The sequence below is a fragment of the Facklamia sp. P12950 genome, from assembly GCF_050409465.1.
In the GTDB taxonomy this organism is placed as follows: domain Bacteria; phylum Bacillota; class Bacilli; order Lactobacillales; family Aerococcaceae; genus Facklamia.
Map to the genome: position 1 here is coordinate 274,041 of NZ_JBNUPK010000001.1, position 24,839 is coordinate 298,879.

General features: G+C 36.3%; 26 protein-coding genes. 23 read left to right on the forward strand and 3 right to left on the reverse strand.

The window, feature by feature from the left end; translation table 11 throughout:
- The first annotated feature begins 30 nt into the window (after positions 1-30).
- From ACQV2Q_RS01440 to ACQV2Q_RS01450, 3 genes are read left to right on the forward strand one after another with little or no spacing between them, the layout of a single operon-like run.
- A complete protein-coding gene (locus ACQV2Q_RS01440; protein WP_428873822.1) occupies positions 31-948 on the forward strand; it encodes an ABC transporter substrate-binding protein in 918 nt (305 codons plus the stop codon).
- Positions 935-1,987, forward strand: a complete 1,053-nt coding sequence (locus ACQV2Q_RS01445; protein WP_428873821.1) for a FecCD family ABC transporter permease — start codon at positions 935-937, stop codon at positions 1,985-1,987. Before ACQV2Q_RS01440 ends, ACQV2Q_RS01445 begins: the two co-directional genes overlap by 14 nt.
- Positions 1,980-2,735 (forward strand): ABC transporter ATP-binding protein, encoded by a 756-nt coding sequence (locus ACQV2Q_RS01450; RefSeq protein WP_428876427.1) that lies wholly within the window; start codon positions 1,980-1,982, stop codon positions 2,733-2,735. The genes ACQV2Q_RS01445 and ACQV2Q_RS01450 overlap by 8 nt, the downstream gene beginning before the upstream one ends.
- Here ACQV2Q_RS01450 and ACQV2Q_RS01455 read toward each other — a convergent pair.
- Entirely contained in the window at positions 2,720-3,181 is a 462-nt protein-coding gene (locus tag ACQV2Q_RS01455) for a kinase/pyrophosphorylase (protein WP_428876428.1), read from the reverse strand. The genes ACQV2Q_RS01450 and ACQV2Q_RS01455 overlap by 16 nt on opposite strands.
- 97 nt (positions 3,182-3,278) lie before the next feature.
- Here ACQV2Q_RS01455 and ACQV2Q_RS01460 point away from each other — a divergent pair, with 97 nt between their 5' ends.
- From ACQV2Q_RS01460 to ACQV2Q_RS01530, 15 genes are all read left to right on the forward strand, one after another.
- Positions 3,279-3,776 carry a Fur family transcriptional regulator gene (locus ACQV2Q_RS01460; RefSeq protein WP_428873819.1) on the forward strand — a complete coding sequence of 166 codons (498 nt, stop codon included), beginning with the start codon at positions 3,279-3,281 and terminating at the stop codon, positions 3,774-3,776.
- Between the two features lie 124 nt (positions 3,777-3,900).
- A complete protein-coding gene (gene rpsU / locus ACQV2Q_RS01465; RefSeq protein ID WP_066126806.1) occupies positions 3,901-4,074 on the forward strand; it encodes a 30S ribosomal protein S21 in 174 nt (57 codons plus the stop codon).
- Positions 4,075-4,252: 178 nt separating this feature from the next.
- A complete protein-coding gene (locus ACQV2Q_RS01470; protein ID WP_428873818.1) occupies positions 4,253-5,275 on the forward strand; it encodes a PhoH family protein in 1,023 nt (340 codons plus the stop codon).
- Positions 5,247-7,469 carry an HD family phosphohydrolase gene (locus tag ACQV2Q_RS01475; protein WP_428881719.1) on the forward strand — a complete coding sequence of 741 codons (2,223 nt, stop codon included), beginning with the start codon at positions 5,247-5,249 and terminating at the stop codon, positions 7,467-7,469. Before ACQV2Q_RS01470 ends, ACQV2Q_RS01475 begins: the two co-directional genes overlap by 29 nt.
- Before the next feature lie 10 nt (positions 7,470-7,479).
- Positions 7,480-7,962: an rRNA maturation RNase YbeY gene (gene ybeY, locus ACQV2Q_RS01480; protein WP_428875802.1), complete on the forward strand. Its 483-nt coding sequence runs from the start codon at positions 7,480-7,482 to the stop codon at positions 7,960-7,962.
- Positions 7,946-8,323: a diacylglycerol kinase family protein gene (locus ACQV2Q_RS01485; protein WP_428873815.1), complete on the forward strand. Its 378-nt coding sequence runs from the start codon at positions 7,946-7,948 to the stop codon at positions 8,321-8,323. The genes ybeY and ACQV2Q_RS01485 overlap by 17 nt, the downstream gene beginning before the upstream one ends.
- 33 nt (positions 8,324-8,356) lie before the next feature.
- Complete coding sequence (gene era / locus ACQV2Q_RS01490; RefSeq protein WP_428873814.1) at positions 8,357-9,259, forward strand: GTPase Era; 903 nt, start codon at positions 8,357-8,359, stop codon at positions 9,257-9,259.
- 14 nt (positions 9,260-9,273) lie between these two features.
- Positions 9,274-10,053 (forward strand): DNA repair protein RecO, encoded by a 780-nt coding sequence (gene recO / locus ACQV2Q_RS01495; RefSeq protein WP_428873813.1) that lies wholly within the window; start codon positions 9,274-9,276, stop codon positions 10,051-10,053.
- 235 nt (positions 10,054-10,288) lie between these two features.
- Positions 10,289-11,176: a glycine--tRNA ligase subunit alpha gene (glyQ, locus tag ACQV2Q_RS01500; RefSeq protein WP_428874679.1), complete on the forward strand. Its 888-nt coding sequence runs from the start codon at positions 10,289-10,291 to the stop codon at positions 11,174-11,176.
- A gap of 10 nt (positions 11,177-11,186) precedes the next feature.
- Positions 11,187-13,238, forward strand: a complete 2,052-nt coding sequence (gene glyS / locus ACQV2Q_RS01505) for a glycine--tRNA ligase subunit beta (RefSeq protein ID WP_428873811.1) — start codon at positions 11,187-11,189, stop codon at positions 13,236-13,238.
- Positions 13,239-13,257: 19 nt separating this feature from the next.
- The gene (obgE, locus tag ACQV2Q_RS01510; RefSeq protein WP_428873810.1) at positions 13,258-14,562 is read left to right on the forward strand and encodes a GTPase ObgE; all 1,305 of its coding nucleotides are present in this window, start codon (positions 13,258-13,260) and stop codon (positions 14,560-14,562) included.
- 11 nt (positions 14,563-14,573) lie between these two features.
- On the forward strand, positions 14,574-16,418 hold the full coding sequence (locus ACQV2Q_RS01515; protein ID WP_428873809.1) for an acyltransferase family protein: 1,845 nt from the start codon (positions 14,574-14,576) through the stop codon (positions 16,416-16,418).
- A 24-nt stretch (positions 16,419-16,442) separates the two neighbouring features.
- A complete protein-coding gene (rnz, locus tag ACQV2Q_RS01520) occupies positions 16,443-17,372 on the forward strand; it encodes a ribonuclease Z (protein ID WP_428873808.1) in 930 nt (309 codons plus the stop codon).
- A gap of 29 nt (positions 17,373-17,401) precedes the next feature.
- On the forward strand, positions 17,402-19,720 hold the full coding sequence (gene recJ, locus ACQV2Q_RS01525; RefSeq protein WP_428874682.1) for a single-stranded-DNA-specific exonuclease RecJ: 2,319 nt from the start codon (positions 17,402-17,404) through the stop codon (positions 19,718-19,720).
- 1 nt (position 19,721) lies between these two features.
- Positions 19,722-20,234: an adenine phosphoribosyltransferase gene (locus tag ACQV2Q_RS01530; protein ID WP_428873806.1), complete on the forward strand. Its 513-nt coding sequence runs from the start codon at positions 19,722-19,724 to the stop codon at positions 20,232-20,234.
- A gap of 59 nt (positions 20,235-20,293) precedes the next feature.
- On the opposite strand, the gene lexA is transcribed toward ACQV2Q_RS01530, so the two are convergent.
- A complete protein-coding gene (gene lexA, locus ACQV2Q_RS01535) occupies positions 20,294-20,908 on the reverse strand; it encodes a transcriptional repressor LexA (protein WP_428873805.1) in 615 nt (204 codons plus the stop codon).
- 87 nt (positions 20,909-20,995) lie between these two features.
- On the opposite strand from lexA, the gene ACQV2Q_RS01540 reads away from it, so the two are divergent.
- Positions 20,996-21,241, forward strand: a complete 246-nt coding sequence (locus tag ACQV2Q_RS01540; RefSeq protein ID WP_428873804.1) for a DUF896 domain-containing protein — start codon at positions 20,996-20,998, stop codon at positions 21,239-21,241.
- 46 nt (positions 21,242-21,287) lie between these two features.
- Positions 21,288-21,506, forward strand: coding sequence for a YneF family protein (locus ACQV2Q_RS01545; RefSeq protein ID WP_428873803.1), 219 nt, complete (start codon positions 21,288-21,290; stop codon positions 21,504-21,506).
- Positions 21,507-21,700: 194 nt separating this feature from the next.
- Here the strand turns inward: ACQV2Q_RS01545 and ACQV2Q_RS01550 are convergent, their stop codons facing one another.
- Positions 21,701-22,336, reverse strand: a complete 636-nt coding sequence (locus ACQV2Q_RS01550; protein ID WP_428874685.1) for a lysophospholipid acyltransferase family protein — start codon at positions 22,334-22,336, stop codon at positions 21,701-21,703.
- 109 nt (positions 22,337-22,445) lie between these two features.
- Here ACQV2Q_RS01550 and ACQV2Q_RS01555 point away from each other — a divergent pair, with 109 nt between their 5' ends.
- The 3 genes from ACQV2Q_RS01555 to yajC are packed head-to-tail and all read left to right on the forward strand — an operon-like array spanning position 22,446 to position 24,792.
- Positions 22,446-23,228, forward strand: coding sequence for a glutaminyl-peptide cyclotransferase (locus ACQV2Q_RS01555; RefSeq protein WP_428874686.1), 783 nt, complete (start codon positions 22,446-22,448; stop codon positions 23,226-23,228).
- Positions 23,229-23,246: 18 nt separating this feature from the next.
- Positions 23,247-24,386 (forward strand): tRNA guanosine(34) transglycosylase Tgt, encoded by a 1,140-nt coding sequence (tgt, locus tag ACQV2Q_RS01560; RefSeq protein ID WP_428873800.1) that lies wholly within the window; start codon positions 23,247-23,249, stop codon positions 24,384-24,386.
- Between the two features lie 58 nt (positions 24,387-24,444).
- Entirely contained in the window at positions 24,445-24,792 is a 348-nt protein-coding gene (gene yajC, locus ACQV2Q_RS01565; protein WP_428873799.1) for a preprotein translocase subunit YajC, read from the forward strand.
- Positions 24,793-24,839: the final 47 nt, after the last annotated feature.

Genomic DNA, 24,839 nt, shown 5'->3' on the forward strand with positions numbered 1-24,839 from the left:
AAAATTTAAAGAAATAAAGGAGAAAATTAAATGAATAAAAAAATTGCTGTTTTAATGATGTTTGTGATGACTCTGTTTACCGGACAAATGGTATCTAGTGAAGAAACGACGGTTCTCACATTGACCGATATGGTTGGTAGAGAAGTTGTGCTTGAAGAGGGACCCGTTGATGAAATTGTTACTTTAATGCCAGCAGATGCTGAGATACTCTTTGAAATAGGAGCGGGAGACACTATTGTGGGTCGAGGAACTTATGTAGACTTCCCGGCAGATGAAGTGGAAGAGATTCCAGCTATCGCTACTGGTGAAAATTTAAATATTGAAGAAATTATTGCCCTAGACCCAGAAGTGGTTGTGATGACTGCTATGTCCTTAACTGAAGATCAAATGACTGCTATTGAAGACGCAGGAATTACCGTCTTGGTGACAGATGCCCAGACAATTGAGGAAGTCTATGAAGCAATCGATTTGCTCGGTCAATTAGTTGGTAAAGAAGAAGAAGCAGACCAATTAATTGAAGAAATGGAAACAGTCTTTAAAGAGTTTGAAGAAAAAGCTGACCAAGAAGAAGAATCTAAGAGTGTTTATTATGAAGTTTCTCCGCTAGAGTTTGGCTTATGGACTGCTGGTTCTGAAACCTTCATGGATGAAATTGGACAGATGTTGAATTTAGAAAATGTTTTTGCAGATCAAAAATCCTTTGTTGAAGTCTCAGAAGAACAAGTTTTATTAGCCAATCCACAAGTAATCATTACTACTTCTCTTCCTATGGATGAAGAGGCTCCTTCTCCTGAAGAAGAAATTATGCAACGCAAAGAATGGGATGACCTTTCAGCTGTAAAAAATGATAAAGTTTTTGCAGTAGACAATTCTGCTTTCACTAGACCTGGACCGCGCTTGATGGATGCTGTCAAAGAACTATATGATCTAGTTTATGGCACAGAATAAGAGCTGGCAGCTTTCACAATCAGCTAAAAAAAGTGTCGTAAAATTAGTCCTGATGGTGTCAATAACTCTCTTAATACTAGCTATGGCTTTGATTATAGGAAGTGTGAAAATTTCTTTTACTGACTTGTATCAAGTGCTAGAAAATCAAGTCTTAAATCAATCAATGACCGACTTGGAACAACAGGCAACCATCTTACTTGCTGTTAGACTACCTCGTTTACTCACTGCTTTTTTAATCGGCATGGCCCTTTCTTTGAGTGGAATGACCATGCAAAGCTTGTTAATGAACCCCTTGGCTGATGGCTCTACCTTGGGAGTTTCAGCTGGAGCAAGCTTGGGTGCTGGCATTGCTATCGTCATTGGGATTCCTTCCTTTATCCAAAGGCAAGGAATCTTTTTGATGGCGGTGATCTTTGCTTTTGGATCACTAGTATTGATTTTATCTTTTTCTTATTATTTGGATAAACAGTTAAAGAATATGACTGTTATCTTAACTGGAATCGTCTTTACCATGCTGGTCTCTTCATTAATGAATATTTTAATGATTATTAGCAAAGAAAAGCTGCCTTCTTTAGTTTTTTGGACTTTAGGGTCGCTTTCAGGCTCCAGGTATACCGATGTTTGGGTAATGGGTGTTTGCGTCATAATAATGGGTGGCTATATTGTTATGAAATGGCAAGAATTGAACGCTTTTTCAATGGGGGAAAACATCGCAAGAAATATTGGGATAAACATAGTCTCTGTTCGAATTAAATTGTTTATTGCCACTTCCATCTTGATTGGTGTTGCTGTTTCAATAGGCGGTTCGATACCTTTTGTAGGTTTAATAACCCCCCATATTAGTCGTTTAATTGTGGGCTCCAATCATAGACGTTTGATTCCTTGGACTCTATTTATTGGTGGTAACTTTATGGTGGTAACCGATTTATTAGCTCGCACCATTGCCTCCCCCCTTGAAATACCAATAGGGGCAATCACTTCCTTATTTGGCAGCTGTATTTTTATTCTTATCTTTGCTAGGGGGAAGCGTAATGCTTAAAGTTAATAAACTCAAAATGGAATTAGATAAAAAAATAATTTTACATGACATTAATTTTGAAGTAGCCGAGGGTGATTGGTTGATGATTTGTGGACCAAACGGATCAGGAAAAACCTCATTAATAAAAGCTCTATCTGGTCAAAATCCCTACACTGGAGAAATTGAGATCTATGGCAGCAACCTTCGGCTTTTAAAAAGCAATCAAAAGGCAATGATTTTTGGTGTTTTAGACCAACATCCTGGTTCAGACTTTGATTTTACTGTAGAAGAATTAGTGCGTATGGGACGCTACCCACATCTTAAAGGCTGGTTTAAGAGCTGGACAGACATAGATCAAGAGGCGCTTGAAAGAGTCCTGCTTCAAACCAATCTATATCAAAAGCGTAAGCGATCAGTTCAAAGCTTATCAGGAGGAGAAAGGCAGCGAGCATACTTAGCTCAACTTTTTTTACAGGATCCTAAGTTATTAATATTAGATGAACCAAGTAATCATTTAGACTTAATATATGAGCAAAACCTTTTTAGAACACTTAAAGAGTGGTTGCAGCAGCCAGGACGATCCATTATTACAGTTATGCACGATTTGAGTCTTGCTAAAAAATATGGAAATCGGGCTCTATTGTTAAAAGAGGGACATCAAGTAGTTTTTAATGATGTGTCTAAGGCTTTGTCTTCAGAAAAATTAAATAGCAGTTATCAAATGGATATTACGAGTTATTTAAAAGAAAAATATCAACAATGGCAATGATAATAACCCCTAAATGTTTTTACGTCAACATTTAGGGGTGTTTTTGAAGGGTGTGAGACAGCTAATAAGATAATATCTGCTTCGATAAAAATTTTGGGCTCTTTTCCATCAGCATAGCGCATGGCAAATTCCACGGCATTAATACGGTCAAAATATTCATGGTTTAACTCGTTTTGAGCACCGATAGTTTGACTTGTTTTTTCGGTAAGTTGTGATACCACTTGAGTAAAGGGTGGTGATAAATTAAAGAAATGTAAATTATTCATTATGCAAAAAGATTCGGCCTCTTTAGCTTGATGATTTTTAGCCTCTTGTAGAACCCCTTGCAAGCGCGAGCTTGTTGAAATGAAGACATATTTGTGCAATAATATATGAACATATGGGAATTGATAGGCTACTGCTTTAGCAACTCTTAAGGTGGTCTCACCAATTGAATCCGATATGATAAAAAATGAAGTGGTAACGGATTTGCTTGATTCCTAATGGCTATCCAGTTAATGAATTAATTTAAGTTTACCATATTTCTTGAAAGAGGTGACAGAATTGAAAGAAGTTAGATTAAATGAAGGTCAGTTAGCTCCAGAAGTTCAACAACTTATTGATCAAGGTTTAAAGACTCTAAAAAAAGAAGGATTTAAAATGACCAAGAAGCGCCGAGAAATACTTTCCCTCTTTGCTGAAAACCAACGCTACCTATCTGCTTTGGGCATTCATAAAGCATTGGAAGAGAAGTATCCGACCATGTCTTATAATACTACTTATCGTAACCTCTATGATTTCGTTGAAGTGGGTATTCTTGAAACGACGGAATACCAACAAGAACAACTATTTCGATATAATTGCCATTTAACTCACGGCACAGACCATCACCATCACCATCATTTTATTTGCACCAATTGTGGTAAAACAATTCTACTTGATGCTTGTCCCATGCAACATATTACAACCGATTTATCCTCAGTTGAAATAAGGAGTCACCGCTTTGAAGTCTTTGGCCTGTGTGCTGAATGTAAAGAAGTATTACAAGATAATCCCGCATAAACTTCACAAAAGTTTTTCTTTGTTCTTGAAAAGCTTTAGATTCATGCTATAATATAGAGAGGACTTTGTTTAGATTATTATTTCTAAGGAAAGGTTACTATAAGCTCGGGGGGAGGGGAACCAGATGTCAAAAACAGTAGTTCGTGATAACGAATCATTGGATGACGCTCTTCGTCGCTTTAAGCGTAACGTTTCTAAAACCGGTACTTTGAGAGAGGCTCGTAAGCGTGAATTTTACGAAAAGCCAAGTGTTCGACGTAAAAAGAAATCAGAAGCAGCTCGTAAACGCAAGTTTTAAGCGTATCGCCTAAGCAACAATATAGAATAAAATATTCTGTTTAAAAAGAATCAGTTTTCTGGTTCTTTTTTATTTTTAAAAAATATCATAATAAGTATTAATATATCGGTCTTTTATTCCATTTTATAAGCATTTTATGGTAATCTTAACTTAGTTTATTAATAAAGGAGACGACTATTTGAATAACAACGAAAAATTCTCAAAACAAGTCACCGTCACAAACACAGATTGGCTAATTTCCTTGTTGGGCAATCATGATAAATACATACGTATGATTGAAGATAGTTTCGAAGTAGAAATAACCAACCGCGGTGAAATAATTAACATTATTGGTGAGCGTGAAGAGACAGTGGAGTCTGTTCGTCAAATCCTCCTAAACCTTATTCAACTTTTGGAAAGGCGAATCACCCCTCGATCCATGGATGTCATGACAGCCATTAAAATGGCAAAAAGTAATAAATTAGATTTTTTTCTCAACCTTTACGAAGAAGTGGTGGGTCGTTCTGCAGATGGAACAGCTATTCGTGCCAAAAACTTTGGACAGTTACAATACGTTAGAGCTGTTAACCGACAAGACGTTGTCTTTGGTATGGGACCTGCTGGAACTGGAAAGACCTACTTGGCTGTTTTGATGGCTGTCCAGGCTATGCGAGAAGGTAAAGTGAAAAAAATAATACTGACACGCCCAGCAGTCGAAGCTGGAGAAAACCTTGGTTTCTTACCAGGTGATTTGAAAGAAAAAGTAGATCCTTACTTAAGACCAATATACGATGCCTTATATAACATTTACGGAACGGAACAAACCAACCGTCTAATGGAAAGAGGCATTATCGAAATTGCGCCATTGGCTTATATGAGAGGTCGAACCCTAGACGATGCTTTTGTTATTTTAGATGAGGCTCAAAATACAACAATTGCACAAATGAAAATGTTCTTAACTCGATTAGGCTTTGGCTCAAAAATGATTATAAATGGCGATCAGTCACAAATTGACCTACCTAAAGGGGTAAAATCTGGATTGATTGACGCCTATCATAAATTAAGAAAGGTTAAACGCATTGAATTTGTATCTTTTGATGAGTTCGATGTGGTTCGTCATCCAGTAGTTGCGGATATTATTAGAGCTTATAGCAAAGAACCCATGATTGAAAACCTTCCAAGGAGAGAAGAAAATGAATCGTCGACTACAGTTACTTCATGAGCGTTTAGGTAAAGTCTTTATACCTCTTATTACATTCATACTATCCTTAGCAATTTTTTTAATTGGCTATCAACACGTCAAACCAGAAGTTTATCACTTTGAATTGAATCAAGTAGCAGATGAAACAATTTTAGCGCCTGTGACGATGGAAGATGTTGAGCAGACAAAAGCCAATCAACAAAGAGCTAAGGATGCTATTAATGATATCTATTTATATCAAGAAGATATCAGGATTCAGGAAATTACGCGGATTGAGCAGTTTTTTGGCTTTGTTCGTGAGGCTCGTAATGGTAAGTACTCACGAGACGGTGTAATTGATTCTTTAAAGAATGCATCTAAAGAAAAGCCACTGGATCAATCTTTTAATGAAAAGGTCAATAATTTACCAACTAAAAAAACCAACTTCGATAATTTATCCGAGGCGCAAAAGCGAACAGTGATTCAAGCACAATTACAAATGGTAGATGAAAATGTTTTTAATTTGTTTGATCAGCTTTCTAACCGCTCAATTGATCAAGTTTTTAAAATCAGTCCCTTAGAACTATCTGAATTACAATCGAATTTAACTGATTTTATATCCGAGAGTCTTGCTCAAGAATTAGGTCCTGATCAAGTTGATAAAGAGTTGGACAAATATCGTTTACAAATCACATCTTCCGATATGTCAGAGCTTGCTCAGCAAACGACTTTAAACTTTTTAGGCGCCTTGATAAAACCAACGATGGTATATTCGGAGTCAGAAACAAATCGCTTAAAGGAAGAAGCAGCTTCCAAAGTTCAAACATCTTATATTCTACAAGGACAAGTTATTGTTCAAGAAGGTCATATTATCAATCAAAATAATATGCGACAACTTGAGATGTTTGGTTACTTGGATGCATCGACTAAGCAATATCTCATGCCAGTCTTTGTTCTATTAATTTTTGTCCATGCTTTTCTATTCGTTTATATCTTTTCTGATAAATTAAATTGGACAGATTTAAGCCGTGCGAATATGCAGGCTACTGCTTATATGATTATTGTTTTTGGGTCGTTGATCATGGCCAAGATGGGACATTTCTTCCAACAGGCAGGTCTAGAGTATGGTATGTTGCTTCTACCTTTGATGATTTTACCAGGATATTTAAAAGAAAAATCTTCCTATAAAGTAACATTGTTAGCATTTCTATTTATTAATATCTTTGCTATTTTTATAGTTAGTGATTTAGACAATCAAACTGTTGTAACCTTCATCAGTTTATTTTACCTATTTACTACCATTGTTTCCGTTTTACTGACTACTTTTTCTGATCGTCAGGCGATGAAAGTAGAAAAAAGAGTGGCCTTAAATATCATTTGGCAGTTCATAATTGCTTTGCCTCTAATGGCTGTTCTTACAATTCCTATATTATCTCGTCAGGCTTTTATCATCCTAATAATGACAATTGCAGCTAATTTACTTGGCTTGTTATTAATCGCTGTTTTTGAACCCTACTGGGAGCAACTTTTATCCAGTCGTTCAGCCATGACGATGAATCAGTTAGCTAATTTAAATCATCCCTTATTAAAATTGTTGATTGAAAAAGCACCGGGAACCTATCATCATTCAATTATGGTGGCTAATTTAGCAGCGAATGCCGTGGAAGCCATAGGCGGGGATTCCTTGACCACCCGGGTAGCCTCTTACTATCATGATGTTGGAAAGACAGTCCATCCCCTATTCTTCGTTGAAAACTTATCTGGAGGCATTGAATCACCTCACCGCATGGTAGGGCCAGATGAGTCTGCTAAAATTATTATTGATCATGTTGCTCAAGGTGTAAAATTATTAGAAGAGTACCGTATGCCTCAGTCTGTTATTGATTTATGTAAAGAACACCATGGCACAACCATGACTAGCTATTTTTATTACCAAGCTAAAGAGCAAAAAATGCCTATTAATCCAGAGACCTTTAGATATCCTGGCCCGATTCCACAATCAAAAGAATCCGCTATAGTGATGATTGCAGATTCAATGGAAGCAGCCTCTCGAACAATGAAAGAACATACTCAAAAGAGTATTGAAGAATTACTGGATTCCATAATTGCGAGTAAGATTAACGATGGCCAATTTGCCGATTGTGGGTTGACGGTTGATGAACTAAAAACAGTAAGAAAGTCACTAATTTTAGGGATAGCTAGTATGTATCACACACGTGTGGAATATCCTAAATAAGGAGAAGAAAATGCAAGTTGAATTAATTGATGAAGGTCAGAGGCTGACTGAAAAACAAAAACAGATTATCTTAGACTTAATTGATCAAGCAGGCTTAAAAATCGCTGCTCCTACTCAAGCAGAATTAGACATAACCATCGTCGATAATCACACCATTCGCCAATTGAATCGCGACTACCGTGGTATTGACCGAGCAACGGATGTGCTATCTTTTGCTTTAATGGAGGGGGAAGAACCAATAGATTGGTCAGTTATCAGCTCAAATGAAGTTCAAGAGCCAATCAATCTTCACTTGGGAGATATTATTATTTCAATCGAACGAGCGCTTGAACAAGCCAGTGAATACAACCACTCTCTAGAAAGAGAGTTGGGATTTCTAGCTGTCCACGGTTTCTTACACTTAAATGGTTATGATCACCAAACCATTGAAACTGAGAAAGAGATGTTTGCAATTCAAGAAGAGGTGCTGAGTGAATATGGACTCACAAGATAATCCTTTTAAGAATTCAAATTTTTTCCAGTCTTTTATTTGTGCCAGCCAAGGATTTTTTCAAGCAATTAAAAGTGAAAGAAATCTAAAAATCCACTTATTTTTTGCTTTAGTGGCAGTCCTTTTAGCCTTTTATTTTAAATTTGAACCACTGAAATGGACGATTTTACTATTAACTATTGGCCTTGTTATCTTTTCCGAATTAATCAATACAGCAATAGAAGCGGTTATTGATTTAATTGTAGCAGACCAATGGCATCCCTTAGCGAAAAAGGCAAAAGATATCGCTGCTGCTTCTGTTTTAATGACAGCAATCATTTCCATTATAATCGGGGCTATACTATTTCTCCCCTATTTATTTTAAAAGGTGACAATTAATCATACTAAAGGAGTTTAAATGAAAAAAGATTTTAAATCGGGTTTTGTAGCTATTCTTGGCCGTCCCAATGTTGGGAAATCAACTTTATTAAATCAAATTATTGGCCAAAAAATAGCGATTATGTCTGATAAAGCCCAAACAACCCGCAATAAAATTCAGGGTGTCTATACCCGTGAAGACTCACAAATCATTTTTATTGATACCCCCGGAATCCATAAACCCAAGCATGCTTTAGGAGACTTCATGATAAAAACAGCCTATTCCTCTTTGAGTGGGGTGGATGCAGTGATTATGGTAGTCAATGCGACAGAAAAAATAGGACCTGGCGATCAATTTATTATCAATCGTTTAAAAGATGTCCAGCAACCAGTCTTTTTAGTTATTAATAAAGTAGATCTGATTGAAAAAAATTTGCTTTTTGATATTATCACTAAATATCAAGATGCTTATGATTTTGATCAGATTATCCCTTTATCTGCACTTACAGGTGAAAATGTCGAAGCTTTATTAGACCAACTGACACTCAGCTTGCCAGATGGCCCCCAATATTACCCGGCTGACCAGGTAATGGATCATCCTGAGTATTTCCTCGTTGCGGAGTTAATTCGTGAAAAGATTTTAATGTTAACACGCGAAGAAATTCCTCATTCAGTAGCCGTCCAAGTCCAATCCATGCAAAAAAATGCTGATGACAAGGTAGAAGTACTAGCTACAATAATCGTGGAACGTAAAAGCCAAAAGGGAATAATTATTGGTGCTCAAGGATCAATGATTAAAAAGATAGGTCATCTGGCACGACGTGATATTGAAAAGCTTTTAGCAACCAAAGTCTATTTAGACTTATGGGTCAAGGTGCAAAAAGATTGGCGGGATCGTCAAAGTAATTTAAATGAATTGGGCTATCAGAGTGAGAATTATTAATAAGGAGAGTGCCAATGAACGAAAAATTTACCGGAATTGTTTTGTTTATTCGGCCGTACCGCGAAAAAGATAGTCTAGTTAAAATTTTTACACGTGAATTTGGTACTAAAATGTTTTTTGTAAGAGGTTTACAGTCACTCAATCATCCCCTTAAAAAGCATTTAATCCCATTGACAGAACATCAATATTGGGGAACTATTAAGCAACAGGGTTTGTCCTTTTTGAAAGAAGGTCAAACCCTTAACCTCTTTCGATCCATTCAATCTGATCCCTTTAAGCAAGCGCATGCTGCTTATATAAGTCAACTAGTGGATGCCAGTGTGGATGATAATAGCAAAGATCAACAGCTATTTGATTTTTTCCAAGCTACTCTAAGCAGTCTCAATGAGCGTGAAGATGCCCGGCCTATTCAATTACTTTTGCAACTTAAACTTTTGCAACGCTTCGGGCTTCAATTAAATATGAAAAATTGTGTAGTCTGCGGATCGAGCCAGAGGATTGAGGACTTTTCGATGGTCCATTTGGGTGTTTTGTGTCATAACCATTTAGATAAAGATCCCAACCGAATGCATCTTAGTTCTAAGCAAGTCAAAATTTTACAACTCTTTAATGAAATTAAACTGAATCAATTAGGACAAGTCTCAATTTCAGACCTTTCTTACAAAAAAATTGATGAATTGATCTTCACCATCTACCATGAACAAGTAGGGATTAAATTAAAAGGAGAATCTTATCTCAATCAATTATATAAAGTAGCCGACCAATTGAAAATCAGTAAAAATCAAGGAAGATAATTGACAAAAAGCTTTATAATTAGTAGAATTTTAACAAGCCAAAGCAATTAAAAGAAGATAGTAAAGCGACTCTAGGCAGGTGAAAGCTAGAGCAAATCGAATGGTCCTTTGGGTTAACAAATGAATTTTAAGAGTGCTAGTCTAACTAGAATTAGGGTGGAACCGCGAATTTATTTCGTCCCTATGACCTCCAAAGGGGTCATAGGGACTTTTATTTTAAGAAAGAGGTGTCAAAATGGCAGTTGAATCGTTACAAGATATGATTTTAACCTTGCAAAATTTTTGGTCAAAGAAAGGATGTTTGATCCTTCAATCCTATGATACTGAAAAAGGAGCCGGAACCATGAGCCCCTATACCTTTTTAAGGGCTAATGGACCAGAACCTTGGAATGCCGCTTATGTCGAACCGTCAAGACGACCTGCTGATGGAAGATACGGTGAAAATCCTAACCGCTTATACCAACACCATCAGTTTCAAGTGGTTATGAAGCCTTCTCCTCTTGCTATACAAGAATATTACCTGGATTCATTGATTGAATTAGGCATTGATCCCCTAGAGCATGATATACGGTTTGTAGAAGATAATTGGGAAAACCCTTCCTTGGGTTGTGCGGGACTGGGATGGGAAGTATGGATTGATGGTATGGAAGTGACTCAATTTACCTACTTCCAACAAGTGGGGGGATTAAAGTGTGATCCGGTAATGTCAGAGATTACTTATGGCTTGGAGCGTCTTGCTATGTATATTTTTGATGTGGAAAATGTCTATGATTTAGAGTGGGCCAAAGGCGTGAAGTATGGCGAAATCTTTTTCCAACAAGAATATGAGCAGTCTAAATATTCTTTTGAATTAGCTGATACTGACTTATTAATGAAGCAGTATGAAGCTTATGAAAAAGAAGCCAACCGTTTACTTGAGGAAAACTTAGTTCATCCAGCCTATGATTATATTTTAAAGACCAGTCATACCTTCAACTTAATGGATGCTAGAGGGATGATTTCGGCATCAGATCGCCCTGCTTATTTAGGACGTGTTCGTAAATTAGCTCGCGGTATTGCTAAGACCTTCGTACAAGAAAGAGAAAAACTTGGATTTCCATTATTAAAAGAAAATAAGAACTAGGAGGATTGCTATGAGAGATTATTTATTAGAAGTAGGAATGGAAGAAATTCCAGCTAGATTTTTATTGAAATTGCGTGATCAATTAGCCGAAAAACTTGCAGCATTTCTTGCAGAAGAAAGAATCAGCTTTCAATCCATTGAAACTTACGCAACTCCTAGAAGATTAGCTCTAAGAGTAGAAGGTTTATCTGATCAGCAATCAGCTTTAGAAGAAGAAGTAAGAGGACCGTCCGTAAAAGTTGGACAAGATAACGAAGGGAATCTGACGAAAGCTGCATTGGGCTTCTTAAAAGGTCAAGCCTGTCAAGAGGAAGACTTATTTGTTAAAGAAGTTAAAGGAACTGACTACCTCTTTGTGAATAAGGTGGCTGAGCAGAAGAAAGTAGAAGAAGTGTTAAAAGCTATCCCAACTGTTCTTGCCAGTATGCATTTCCCAGTTACCATGCGGTGGTCAGATTTAAATTTAGAATATATTCGTCCGATTCATTGGATACTTTCATTACTAGAAGATCAGGTGATTAACTTTGAATTTGCTGGTATTCAGGCGAATAATTTTTCACATGGTCATCGTTTTCTAACTAAAAATGACAAAGTTATAATTAAAAATAGTCGTGACTATGAAAACGCACTAGAAAAGATGTATGTGATTGCCAGTTTTGAAAAACGACAAGAGAAGATTTACCAGCAAATTCAAGCGATTGAAGATGAAAGGGGCTGGGTTATACCGGAAAATGATGAATTACTAGAAGAGGTAACAGCCATTGTCGAGTGGCCAACTGCTTTTTACGGCAGTTTTGAGGAAAAATATTTAGAAATTCCCCAAGAAATGGTCATCACAGCAATGCGTGATCATCAACGTTATTTTTATGTTTTAGATCCTAAAAGCAAAGAATTGTTGCCTTATTTTATTTCAGTACGAAATGGTAATGATCAGCATATTGATCAAGTCATTAAAGGTAATCAAAAGGTATTAAGAGCTCGTTTAGCAGATGGTTTATTCTTTTACCAAGAAGATTTAAAATTATCTTTAAAAGAAGACTTAGCTAAATTATCAAGCTTGAAAGAGCATTTTAAGTTAGGTACTTATAGTCAAAAACAAGAACGTGTTAAACACTTGCTTGAAGAATTGATGGATTTTATCGATTTATCTGCTCAAGATCAAAAGACCATTTTGCGTGCTAGTGAGATTTACAAGTTTGATCTTGTGACTCAAGCGGTAAATGAGTTTGCCGAATTACAAGGTGTCATTGGTGGGATTTATGCCAAACATTATGGTGAAGAAGATAGTGTAGCGCAAGCAATTGCTCAGCAATACCTACCAACTTCGGCTGGAGGGAAATTACCTGATAAACCTGCGGCTGCCGCCTTATCGATTGCAGATAAATTAGACAGTCTAATTGCTTACTTCAAAGCGGATATGATACCAACAGGGTCTAATGATCCTTATGCATTAAGAAGACAAGCCATGGGATTAATTGACATTCTTTTAGACCAATCTTGGAATATCGATTTAAAGAGCTTGTTAGTGAAGATTAACCATGAAGATGCTGATTCAGCAGCCGATTACTTAAATGATTTGCTTAGTTTTATAGAAGCTCGGATTCAAGTTAGATTAGGTAATCTAGGAATGGATTACGATATTATTCAAGCAGCACTCGCACAAAAACAACTAAATCCTGTAAAAATAAAAGAAACGGCTAAAAGTTTACAAGACTTCAAAGCTGCCAAACCGGTTGAGTTTTCAAAAATGATTGAAAATTTGGCACGAGTAGTTAATTTAGGTGAAAAGGTTAGCGAGCAAGTTAAAATCACTGATAACCTAGCTGAAAGTCAACTAGAAAAGGACTTAATTGAAAAGATAGTGGCAATAGAGGACTTACAAGACACCTCAAGATTAATGGAATATTTTGAAAGCATTAGTCCAATGATTGCTTCATATTTAGAACTACATATGGTTAACGCTGACCAAGAAGCTCTTCGCCATAATCGCTATCAAATGATGTACCAATTAACACAAACAATTCTCAGTCTCATGGATCCTAGAAAAGTGGTCCATAAATAAGAGTAAAGGAGCGATAATAATGTCTACCTTTTTAGATCGCGCAAAAGTGAAGGTAATTGCTGGTAAAGGTGGCGACGGAATGGTCGCTTTCCTAAGAGAAAAATATCGACCAGATGGTGGACCTGCAGGAGGAGATGGCGGCCGCGGTGGCGATGTCATTTTTCGAGTGGATGAAGGCCTTCATACTTTGATGGATTTTAGATACAATCGTCAATTCAAAGCGCATAACGGGGAAAATGGAATGAGTAAGAGTAAATATGGAGCGAATGCAGAAGACCTTTATGTAAAAGTTCCACCAGGAACCTCTGTTTATGACGAAGCAAGCGGTAGACTCATTGCCGATTTAGTGGACCATGGACAAGAAGTAATTGTTGCTAAAGGAGGGAGAGGGGGGCGTGGAAACATACGCTTTGCCACGCATAAAAACCCTGCTCCTTCAATTGCTGAAAATGGAGAACCAGGTCAAGCCTTGGAGTTACAATTGGAACTTAAAGTTCTAGCAGATGTGGGCTTGGTTGGTTATCCAAGCGTGGGCAAATCAACCCTATTGTCCATTATTTCTAATGCTAAACCCAAAGTAGCAGATTATCAATTTACTACCTTAGTACCCAACTTGGGAGTGGTTAAAATTGCTGATGGTCAGGAATTTGTCGTTGCAGACATGCCGGGCCTTATTGATGGTGCTTCTGATGGTGTTGGTTTAGGTATTGATTTCTTACGCCACATTGAAAGAACTAAAACGTTATTACATATTGTGGATATGGCAGCGGTACATGAACGCGATCCCTTTGAAGATTTTTCTTCTATTATGCAAGAGTTAGCTAATTATCATCCTCGTCTTTTAGAAAGACCCATGTTGATTGTGGCTAATAAAATGGATTTAGATCAAGCTAAAGATAATTTAAAAGTATTTGAAGAAAAAATATCTGATTATTATCAGAATTTAAATCTTTCTATTCCAAAAATTTATCAAATTTCAGCTTGGCAAGCCCAGGGAATTGATTCATTGATGCGAGCAACAGCTCAATTAGTTGCCTCCAGTGACTTTATACCTTTGGAGGAAAAAGAAAGTGATCATAAAAATTATACGATCGACGAAAGCCCTGATTTTACTGTTCGTAAACTTGAAGAAGGTTATTGGGAATTAGAAGGTGAAAAGATTATCAAGCTTTATAAAATGACCAATACAGCTCATGATGAAAGTTTACAACGCTTTGCACGTCAACTGCGATCAATGGGTGTCGATCAAGCCTTGAGAGAAGCTGGCGCGAAAAATGGCGATACAGTTTACTTAGAGGATTATCAATTTGAGTTTATTGATTAGGTGGTTTTAATATGCAAAATAAAGTTAAACAAGGGCGTATCCCAATTTTTGACGGTCTTAAGGGAATCGCAATACTGCTAATCATTGCTTATTACTACTTTGAACATATTGTTCCAGGTGGTTTCCTTGCAGTTAATCTATTTCTTTTCATAGCTGGTTTTTTTAACTTTAGACATTTTTATTTAAAAGATATACAAGCTAGAAAAGAGTCCTTTTGGCAATTTATATATAAGCGTTTTGAAAGACTTTTTTTCCCTACTTTATTCGTAGTTTTAACTACGTCTACCTATATTTTACTTTTTAACCGTGATTTTTTATCTAATATTCGGTGGATGGGATTAAGTTCACTCACATTTATTAACAATTATTATCAGATTTTTAATCAACAGTCTTACTTTGTTCAAGCGGCTAATCCAAGTCCCTTTACACATTTGTGGTACGTCTCTTTATATGGACAATTGGTTATTTTAACACCTATTTTAATATTTTTACTTTACAGTTGGCATAAAAAACCTCAAGTAACTATTCGTATGTTATTGATTATTTCAGCCTTATCCGCTTTTTTAATGGGCTATCTTTATAAAGATAACCAAGATCCTACCCGAATTTACTATGACCTTTTAACAAGATTATCTGCTTTTACTCTTGGGGGTTCTTTAGGATTAGCTCTTCCAGTTAATTTATCACCTAAAAAGATTTCATCAAAGAAAATTATGACCATGAATCTTATGGGTTTACTTGCAGTCATTTTTGCTTTCTTCATGATTAAATTCATGTTTGCAACCAAACCATTTGCTTATCGTTTTGGTTTAACTTTGTTTTCTTTGATTTCTGCTGTAATTGTTGTTTCAAGTATTCATCCAGCAACTATTTGGAACAAAATCTTTCGTTTTAAACTATTTACCTGGATAGGCCAACGATCTTTTTCTTACTATCTATGGTACTATCCTGTCTATCTTTTAATGCCTCAAAACATTAGCTTTATGAATAGGTCTCCATGGTTAAATTATGGTTTTCAGTTGCTTTTGATCATTATTTTAGCTGAAATTACTTACCAATTATTTGAAAAGCGCAGAATTAGTCTTCCAATTGGACAAGACTTTAATTGGCGCAAAATGAAGCATCAATTTGATTATTTAAGCTCTCACCCTCAATCATTAAGAGTAGTGAAATTTATCACAGCGTGTTATATTTTTAATGTCGTGATGGGGGTCATCGCTCTGGCTATTTCTTCACCAGCTAAGGGTGTAGAATCAAGTAAGGAAATTCAAGCCATTATTGAAAACAATATGAATATTGCTGAAGAGTCAAGAAAAACTGAAGAAAGACAAGTAGTTGTTAATAATATCGAAGGCTTAGATCAAGAAGTCTTACTCTATGCTAATGCATTGGAGATAACTTTCATAGGGGATTCAACTTTAGCTGCAGCCACCGAGCGCTTGAATGATGTATTTCCTAAGGCTGTTTTTGATCCGAAAGTTGGTCGACAACTTTATGAATCTTATGATACGGTATATGGTCTCAATCAAACAGGCGGATTAAAGCCTACTGTGGTAACCATGTTAGGCTCTAATGGAACATTTACAGTTGGTCAAATGGATGATTATATTCAAGCAGTCGGTCTAGACCGTGATCAGTATTATGTCAACGTTTTGGTTGATCGCATTTGGACAGATGATGCTAACCGTCAATTGGTAAGAGCGGCTCAAGAATATGGAAATGTTAGAATTATAGACTGGGCGAATTATGCCCGTGGACACGCTGAATGGTTTGCTGAAGATGGCGTTCATCTAAATGATGAGGGGTCATTGGAGTTATCTAAATTTATCGCTAAGGAGATATACCGTCAGCGCTAGTCATAGAAAGAGGTTGATGGAAATATGAAATTACATTTTTTAGGCACAGGTGCTGGGATTCCATCCAGACAAAGAAATGTTTCTTCGCTGGCTTTAAAGTTATTAGATGAGTTGAATGAAATCTGGTTATTTGATTGTGGAGAAGCAACCCAGCATCAAATCTTGGAAACAACCATTCGACCTAGAAAAATAACTAAAATTTTTATTACTCATCTTCATGGAGACCATATTTTTGGCTTGCCAGGACTTCTAAGTTCAAGATCTTTTCAAGGTGGAGAAGACTGTTTAGAAGTTTATGGACCTAAGGGGATAAAAGATTTTATTAAGATTTCCTTAAAATATTCAAAATCCAAACTTGCATACAGTTTAAAAATAACAGAGTTGGTAGACCGAGGTGGCGAGTTAATCTTTGATAATGGCTGGAAGGTTAATTATTTACCTTTAGAACATGGGATTCTTTCTTTTGGCTACCGAGTAGAAGAACCAGATTTACCTGGTCAACTTTTAGTTGAAGAGTTGAAAAAATTTGAGATACCTAATGGTCCAATTTATGGTCAACTCAAACGCGGAGAACGTGTTCAATTAGAAGATGGCAGATGGATAGATGGCCAGAATTTTCTTGCTCCGGATCGACCTGGTAGAATCGTTACCATTTTGGGGGATACCCGTTATTGTCAGAATTCTAAAGTCTTAGCCAGAAAAGCGAATGCTTTAGTCCATGAGGCTACTCATGAAGCAGCGGAAGAAAAAATGGCAAGAGCTTATTACCATTCGACCAGTCATCAAGCAGCCCAAGTGGCTAAAGATAGTCAAGTAGAGGCTCTTTATCTCAATCATATTTCAGCTCGCTACTTAGGCAAGGCTCTCAAGCAACTTGAAAAAGAAGCTTGTTCTATTTTTCCTAACAGTCATCTTGTTAATGACTTTGATGAATATGAAATCCCACTTAATTAATGAGTTTATGATGTGTAAGGAGAATAACGATGTTGTCTAAATACCAATGGCAATTGCCAGAAAATTTAAATGGAAATCAAAACTATCAAAAATTATTAATAGCGGGAGAAGACTATTCGCCCGCTTTTTTAGCAATCTGTTTTAATCGTGGTCTTCATGATCTATCGGCAATAAAAAAAGCCACCGAACAAGAGCCAACTTTATATCATGACCCCTTTGCCTTATATCAAATGGATATAGCAGTAAAACGCATCCATTTAGCCATTGAAAAGGGAGAAAAAATTTTGATTTATGGTGATTATGATGCAGATGGAATCACTTCTTCTTTAATTTTAAAAGAGGCTTTAGATGCTTTAGGAGCTGACAGTCGAGTCTATCTACCCAATCGTTTTAAAGATGGCTACGGTCCCAATATCGATCGTTATCAAGAGTTTATTGAAGAAGGGGTTCAATTAATCATCACGGTTGATAATGGAGTGGCAGGTCATGAAGCAATTGAATTTGCTCAAGAAAAGAAGGTCGACGTTATTGTAACTGACCATCACGAGTTACAGGAAACGCTGCCAGCTGCATATGCCATCATACATCCTCGTCACCCTCAGGGAAGTTATCCTTTTGGAGATTTATCTGGAGCAGGTGTCGCATTTAAAGTAGCAACAGCCATCCTTGGTGAAATACCAATAGAAATGTTAGATTTAGCAGCTATTGGTACGGTTGCTGATATGGTCTCTCTCTTAGATGAAAATCGAACAATTGTTATTGGAGGAATCCATCAGTTAGAAGTTACTCAGCGGCCCGGACTACAGCTTCTATTAAACCAACAATTACAGTCAAAAGATGATATATCTGCCGAAACGATTGGTTTTATTATTGGTCCTCGACTCAATGCTGTGGGACGGTTGGGAGATCCTCGACCGGGATTCGATTGGTTGGCAGCTTTTACCGAGCAAGAGGCTAGTCAGTGGCTTGAGTTTATTGAACAGGAAAATTATAAAAGACAGCAATTAGTCACTCAAATTTATCAAGAAGTTACATCAAAATTAGATGTTTTAAAGGAGTTGCCTCGAATTATTTGCCAGACTTCTCCAAATTGGCATCCCGGAGTTTTAGGAATTGTAGCTAGTCGCATTTGTGATAAATACCAGCGCCCATGCCTACTTTTCAACTTTGACAAGAAAAATCATCAGTATAAAGGTTCAGCTAGATCAAAAGAAAACTTTAATCTTTTCAAAAATCTTAGTCAGCTAAAAGGACTATTAAAGCATTTTGGTGGTCATAGCCAAGCGGCTGGTATGACAATTGAAGAAGATAATTGGCAAAAATTTCAGACTGAATTAAGCCAGTTAGCTGATAAACACAAAGATCAAATTTTAGCCAAAACTTCCTTGTCGGTTGATGCTAGACTAAGTTTGACAGATATTAATTTAAAATTAATCGAAGAGATTCAAAAATTAGGACCTTTCGGTATGCATAATCCTAAGCCTATTGTTTTATTTAAGGACTTAAAGATGATTGAAAAAAGAGTAATTGGAGCGAATAAACAACATGTTAAAATGAAATTTAATCAATCAGGCACTGCAAACTCACTAGCTGCCATAGCGTTTAGTATGGCGGATGACTTTGAAGATTGTCAATTGGGTATTCAGTTGGATATGGTTGGAGAACTGTCAATTAACGAATGGAAACAACAAAAAGAATGTCAATTAATTGTCAAAGATTTTAATTTGGAAGGGCAATTGTGGATTGATTACCGAGGGAAAACACATTTTGATAAATTAAAACAGCTGTCTGAGGTGGTTTATTGTTTTCAAGATAAAAAAAATGCGGCACTCTTTTCTGAACAGTTGAAAAACGACTATCAATTGATTAATTATGAAGCATTACCCATTAATTTTAAATATGAAAATCTAGTGTTGATTGAGCCCCCCCAAAATCTTAATAAACTAAAAAAACTTTTAAAGAGTCACGGATGGGAAAAAATTTATTTAGCCAGTGTTGTTGTAGAATCCAGATATTTAGCAGGCTTGCCCCAGCGTCAAGACTTTGCAAAATTGTTCCAACTGCTTAAGCAAGAAGGTAGTCTTCAACTAAAAGATTTACAAGTTCTTTCTAGCTATTTATCAATTCCATTAATAAAAATAAAAACAATGATTGTGGTGTTTTTTGAGGCGGGTTTTGTTACAATAAAAGATGGACTTGTAATCATGAACCAGCTTAAGCAAGCCAACAAACTTGATTTAATGGAGTTGCCTGCCATGAGCAAGTATCAAGAAGCCATGGAAGCAGAAAAATTATTGAATTTTCAAACACTTGATCAAGTGAAAAGCTGGATAAATAAGGAGACTTAAAATGGATTATACAAACTATATCGCTCGTGTTGATAATTACCCAGAAGAAGGTATTATTTTCCGTGATATCACACCTCTCATGGGCAATGGTCCCGCTTTTGAAGCAGCGACTCAAGAGATAGTAGACTATGCTAGAGAATTAAAGGTGGACATGGTCGTAGGGCCTGAAGCGCGTGGTTTTATTATTGGATGCCCAGTTGCTTATGCGCTTGGAGTGGGCTTTGCCCCTGTCCGTAAAAAAGGTAAACTTCCTAGAGAAACAATTGAAGTAGACTATAGTTTAGAATACGGATCAAATGTCTTACAAATCCACAAAGATGCTATTCAACCGGGCCAAAGAGTCTTAATAACCGATGATTTATTAGCAACAGGTGGAACCATTCAAGCAACTATCCAATTAGTGGAAAATCTTGGAGGAATTGTCGCAGGGTGTGCTTTTCTTATTGAGTTAGATGACTTAAAAGGAAAAGAGAAGTTGGGAGATCACAAGTATTTCACACTAATGCACTATTAGAAATAAAAAGAGCCTAACCAGTTTTAATCTCTGGTTAGGCTAATCTTTAATTGAGTTGATTAGAAATAGCGATTAAGACTAACTACTTTGCCTAAAATTGAAACGTCGGGCAAGATAATATCGTCCATGGTATCATTTTCAGGGCGAAGTACGATATGATCTTTTTTCTTATAAAAAGTTTTACATGTTGCTTCATTATCTTCAGTCATAGCAACAACGACTTCACCATTATTGGCAGTTGCTTGTCTGCGGACGGTGATGATATCGCCATCCAAAATGCCAATATTAACCATGGATTCACCTTTAATGATCAGCATAAATAATTCGCTTGAATCATATTGAAGATCGGTAGGCTTAGGATAATATTCCATAGCTTCTTCTTCAGCAAGAATCGGAGCACCTGCGGCAACATAGCCGAGTAAAGGTACTTTATCGGATTTGATGCCCAATTTTTTAATTCCCAAGGCCGTTATTTCAATCGTCCTTGTTTTACTGGCAGATCTTTCAATCAGTCCACTTTCTTCTAATCGGTCAAGATGACCGTGGACAGTGGATGGAGAAGAAAGTCCAACACGCGCTCCAATTTCGCGAACAGTGGGTGGATAACCATTTTCATTGAGTAATTCATAAATAGATTGTAGCACGTTTAATTGCTTGGTCGTTATCTTAATCATTTCACTCACTCTTTCTATAGGATAATTTAATTGTAGCAGAAGTAGAATTATAAATCAAACAAATGTTCGTAGCAAAGGAGGATCGCTATGCTTTCATCTTCAAAACTAGCAAGAATTAATGAGTTAGCTAAACTTCAAAAAACTAAAGGACTTACGGATTCAGAAAAAGAAGAACAGAATCAATTAAGACAAGAGTACTTAAAAGTCTTCAGACAGCACATGGTAAGACAGGTTGAGGGAGTTAAAATTGTCGATTCAGATGGAAATGATTTAACACCTGAAAAAGTTAAAAGAATTCAAAAAGCTAAAGGAATGCATAATCGTAAAGATTAATAGGTTAGAGTATTTAATCGGTTAAATTTTTAAAAGGAGAGATGGTATGTCAACATTTTCATGGGTTTTAATTGTTATTTTAGCATTGGTAGCAGGAGCAGTGTTAGGTTTCTTTATTGCTCGGAAGTATATGATGAATTATTTTAAAGAAAATCCACCTATTGATGAGCGCATGATTACGACTATGATGGCGCAAATGGGGCAAAAGCCTTCCAAGAAAAAAGTTCAGCAAATCATGCAGTCTATGAAGATGCAATCGAAATAGCTTTGTTTGAAAATATGTTTTTTCTTTCACAATTTTTGTTACTGTTTTCTGTCCTTAAGGAGCAGAAAAGGCGCAGAAAATTAGGTTTTCTTTAATCAAGTATACAATAAATTATTTTTAAGATTAAAAACCTCCTCCCTAGAGCAGCTTAACGACAGCTTCAAGGGTAGGAGTTTTTTTATAAAGCGTAATAATTATTTCTTTTTAGCAGGAACATAGCTAAAGCTTGGGTCTAATTGATGATCCAAATTATCAAAAGCCTTGGCCAATTCCTGGTCTATTTTAGCTAGTTGATCTTTATTATAATCTAATTCAGGATTATATTTAATGGCAGGTCCAAAAGCTATTTTAGCTCCTTGTCTCTTAAAGAATGATTTAAAGTCTAAAGGTGGTTGAATAGCAATTGGGATGATGTCTTTTTTTGAAAGACGTTGAATGAAAGCAGTTCCACCTTTAATTTCAGTTGTGTACCGACTACCAGAAGGAAAGATACCTAAATTCAAATTTTTTTCAGTTAATTGTTTGACGGCTATTTTGATCGTTTTAGGACTAGGTTTTTCTCGATTAACTGGAAAAACATGTGCCTTTCGTAAAATGCTAGCTAACAAAGAATTATGAAAAATTGATTCTTTTGACATAAAAGAAATTTCAAGTGGATAAAGTGCAATGGCCAAGTATAATGGATCCCAAAAAGAGCGGTGAGTGGCTGCTAGAATAAAAGTTGATTGATTGGGATCGGGAATGTTTTCTTTGCCAATTATATAGGATTTCCCATTAAAAAGACGAAAGAGACAGCGTAAAATGGCTACGGCAAACTGATAAAAAGTCATATTCAATTTCCTTTCAGTTACAATGTTTGTTATTATTTTACCAAGATTCAATCAAGATTCAAGTCAGCATATTCTTAAGGATTTATCAAGTTTTTTATAGGAGGAATGAATGATGTTTAAAATATTGAATTTCACTATTTTATTGTTAGTTAGTCTTACTTTTACAAGAAACGTTATAGCTAATGGTAGCTTAGGAGGGGTCTATTTAATTGAGACATACCCTATCAAGGAAAATTTATTTATACAAGGATTTGAGCTTGATCAAGAGGCCCAACTCTTAATCGGCACAGGTTTATACGGAGAATCAGCTTGGGGTTATTTTAATTGGGAAAAAGGCTTGTTAGACCGCTCCATTGGATTAGATAACCAATACTTTGGAGAAGGGATTTCTTTGCGTGACAATGAACTTTGGCAGTTAACTTGGAAAGAGGGCAAAGTTTTCAAATGGGATGTAAAGACCAAAGAACTAGTCAACACTTATGAAATAAAAGGTGAAGGATGGGGATTAGCTTATAATGAGGAAAAAGATCTGTTCTACTTGTCTGATGGGTCATCAACTATCTATACTTATAATCCTGACAACTTTAAATTAGTTGATCAAGTGGAAGTGAATTTAGAAGGAGAGCCATTAGATCAGTTAAATGAGTTGGAATATGCCAATGATGCAATTTACGCTAATATTTGGTATGATAATCGCATTGTTAAAATTGATCCCCAAAGTGGTCAAATACTTAAAACATATGATTTGACTCCTATGCTCGATCAGTTGGATCTTACAGCAGAACAAAGAGAAACAATGGATGTCTTAAATGGGATTGCTCATATTGAAGCGGATCAATTTTATTTAACTGGAAAAAATTATCCATTAATTTTTAAAGTGGAATTGAAATAATAGAAAGGAAGGTAAATAGTGGCTGCTATAACTTATGAATTAATCAAAGAAGAAAAACATACGGGAGCTCGATTAGGGATACTTCATACTCCACATGGCTCATTTGAAACCCCCATGTATATGCCGGTAGGAACATTAGCTACCGTCAAATCATTATCACCTGAAGAGTTAAAAGATATGGGAGCGGGTGTGATATTAAGTAATACCTATCATTTATGGTTAAGGCCTGGTGAAGAGATTATTGAGCAAGCAGGCGGGCTTCACAAGTTTATGAACTGGGATCAAGGGATTCTAACCGATTCAGGAGGGTTTCAAGTCTTTTCTCTGAGTGAGATTCGTGATATAGAAGAAGAAGGCGTTCATTTTCGTAATCATATTTCAGGAGAAAAATTATTCTTATCTCCTGAGAAAGCCATTCAAATTCAGAATGCTTTGGGATCAGATATTATCATGTCCTTTGATGAATGCCCAGACTATCATCAGCCTTATGATTACGTTAAAAAGTCGATTGCTAGAACTAGTCGTTGGGCAGAAAGAGGATTAAAAGCACATCAAAATCCTGAAAAACAAGCACTCTTTGGCATTTGCCAAGGGGCAGGTTATAAAGACTTGCGCTTACAACACGCTAAAGACATGATTGCTTTAGATTTCCCAGGCTATTCCATTGGCGGCTTATCAGTGGGCGAGACTAAAGAGGAAATGAATGAAGTCCTAGATTACTTAATGCCAGTTTTTCCTAAAAACAAACCACGCTATTTAATGGGGGTTGGTTCTCCTGATGCCTTAATTGATGGTTCCATTCGTGGTGTGGATATGTTTGATTGTGTCTTAGCTACTCGCATTGCTCGAAACGGTAGCTGCATGACTTCGCAAGGAAGATTAGTGGTGAAAAACGCTAAATATGCACGTGATTATAGCCCCATTGATCCTAAATGTGACTGTTATACCTGTCGTAATTATAGTCGCGCTTATATTCGCCATTTAATGAAGAGTCAAGAAACCTTTGGGTTACGTTTAACTTCGATACATAATACCCATTTCTTATTGCAATTGATGCGTGATGTTCGTCAAGCCATTCGAGAAGATAATTTATTAGAGTTTCGTCAAGCTTTTCGTGAAGAATATGGTTATAACAAACCAAATGCTCCAGAATTTTAATGGAGAAAGTCTTAAAAAACTGTTATAATATAAGAGATATTTAGAGGAGGAATTTTTAATGGGAAATAGTTATTTTGCTTTTTTACCAATGCTTATTATGTTCGCTTTATTTTACTTTATGTTGATTCGTCCCCAAAAAAAAGCGGCCGATGCAAAGCGCCAAATGATTGAGGCAATGCAAGCAGGTGATGGAGTAGTTACAATTGGGGGATTGCATGGAATAGTAGATGAAGTAAAACAGCAAGAAGGCCTTGTTGTAATTGACTGTGAAGGTATATATTTAACCTTTGAAATCAGTGCGGTAGCAAATGTTCTTAAGAGTGCGGGTACAAATGATGAAACCGTCTACTCTTCTGAAAATAAAACCACTGTTGAAGGGAAGTTAGAAACGGATGCTAATGTGTAAGTCTTAGCATCTTAAATGAATAATTGAAACATTTATTAGTAGGTAAT

Excerpts from the sequence above, each read along its gene's own strand:
- ACQV2Q_RS01445 (WP_428873821.1), top strand. The coding sequence starts at position 935 with ATGGCACAGAATAAGAGCTGGCAGCTTTCACAATCAGCTAAAAAAAGT.
- ACQV2Q_RS01475 (WP_428881719.1), top strand. The coding sequence starts at position 5,247 with ATGAATCGTCGACTACAGTTACTTCATGAGCGTTTAGGTAAAGTCTTT.
- yajC (WP_428873799.1), top strand. The coding sequence starts at position 24,445 with ATGGGAAATAGTTATTTTGCTTTTTTACCAATGCTTATTATGTTCGCT.
- ACQV2Q_RS01550 (WP_428874685.1), bottom strand. The coding sequence starts at position 22,336 with ATGACTTTTTATCAGTTTGCCGTAGCCATTTTACGCTGTCTCTTTCGT.
- ACQV2Q_RS01485 (WP_428873815.1), top strand. The coding sequence starts at position 7,946 with ATGGACTCACAAGATAATCCTTTTAAGAATTCAAATTTTTTCCAGTCT.
- ACQV2Q_RS01530 (WP_428873806.1), top strand. The coding sequence starts at position 19,722 with ATGGATTATACAAACTATATCGCTCGTGTTGATAATTACCCAGAAGAA.
- rpsU (WP_066126806.1), top strand. The coding sequence starts at position 3,901 with ATGTCAAAAACAGTAGTTCGTGATAACGAATCATTGGATGACGCTCTT.
- ACQV2Q_RS01450 (WP_428876427.1), top strand. The coding sequence starts at position 1,980 with ATGCTTAAAGTTAATAAACTCAAAATGGAATTAGATAAAAAAATAATT.
- ACQV2Q_RS01440 (WP_428873822.1), top strand. The coding sequence starts at position 31 with ATGAATAAAAAAATTGCTGTTTTAATGATGTTTGTGATGACTCTGTTT.
- era (WP_428873814.1), top strand. The coding sequence starts at position 8,357 with ATGAAAAAAGATTTTAAATCGGGTTTTGTAGCTATTCTTGGCCGTCCC.
- glyQ (WP_428874679.1), top strand. The coding sequence starts at position 10,289 with ATGGCAGTTGAATCGTTACAAGATATGATTTTAACCTTGCAAAATTTT.
- lexA (WP_428873805.1), bottom strand. The coding sequence starts at position 20,908 with ATGATTAAGATAACGACCAAGCAATTAAACGTGCTACAATCTATTTAT.
- ACQV2Q_RS01555 (WP_428874686.1), top strand. The coding sequence starts at position 22,446 with ATGATGTTTAAAATATTGAATTTCACTATTTTATTGTTAGTTAGTCTT.
- glyS (WP_428873811.1), top strand. The coding sequence starts at position 11,187 with ATGAGAGATTATTTATTAGAAGTAGGAATGGAAGAAATTCCAGCTAGA.
- ACQV2Q_RS01545 (WP_428873803.1), top strand. The coding sequence starts at position 21,288 with ATGTCAACATTTTCATGGGTTTTAATTGTTATTTTAGCATTGGTAGCA.
- recO (WP_428873813.1), top strand. The coding sequence starts at position 9,274 with ATGAACGAAAAATTTACCGGAATTGTTTTGTTTATTCGGCCGTACCGC.
- obgE (WP_428873810.1), top strand. The coding sequence starts at position 13,258 with ATGTCTACCTTTTTAGATCGCGCAAAAGTGAAGGTAATTGCTGGTAAA.
- ybeY (WP_428875802.1), top strand. The coding sequence starts at position 7,480 with ATGCAAGTTGAATTAATTGATGAAGGTCAGAGGCTGACTGAAAAACAA.
- recJ (WP_428874682.1), top strand. The coding sequence starts at position 17,402 with ATGTTGTCTAAATACCAATGGCAATTGCCAGAAAATTTAAATGGAAAT.
- ACQV2Q_RS01515 (WP_428873809.1), top strand. The coding sequence starts at position 14,574 with ATGCAAAATAAAGTTAAACAAGGGCGTATCCCAATTTTTGACGGTCTT.
- ACQV2Q_RS01540 (WP_428873804.1), top strand. The coding sequence starts at position 20,996 with ATGCTTTCATCTTCAAAACTAGCAAGAATTAATGAGTTAGCTAAACTT.
- rnz (WP_428873808.1), top strand. The coding sequence starts at position 16,443 with ATGAAATTACATTTTTTAGGCACAGGTGCTGGGATTCCATCCAGACAA.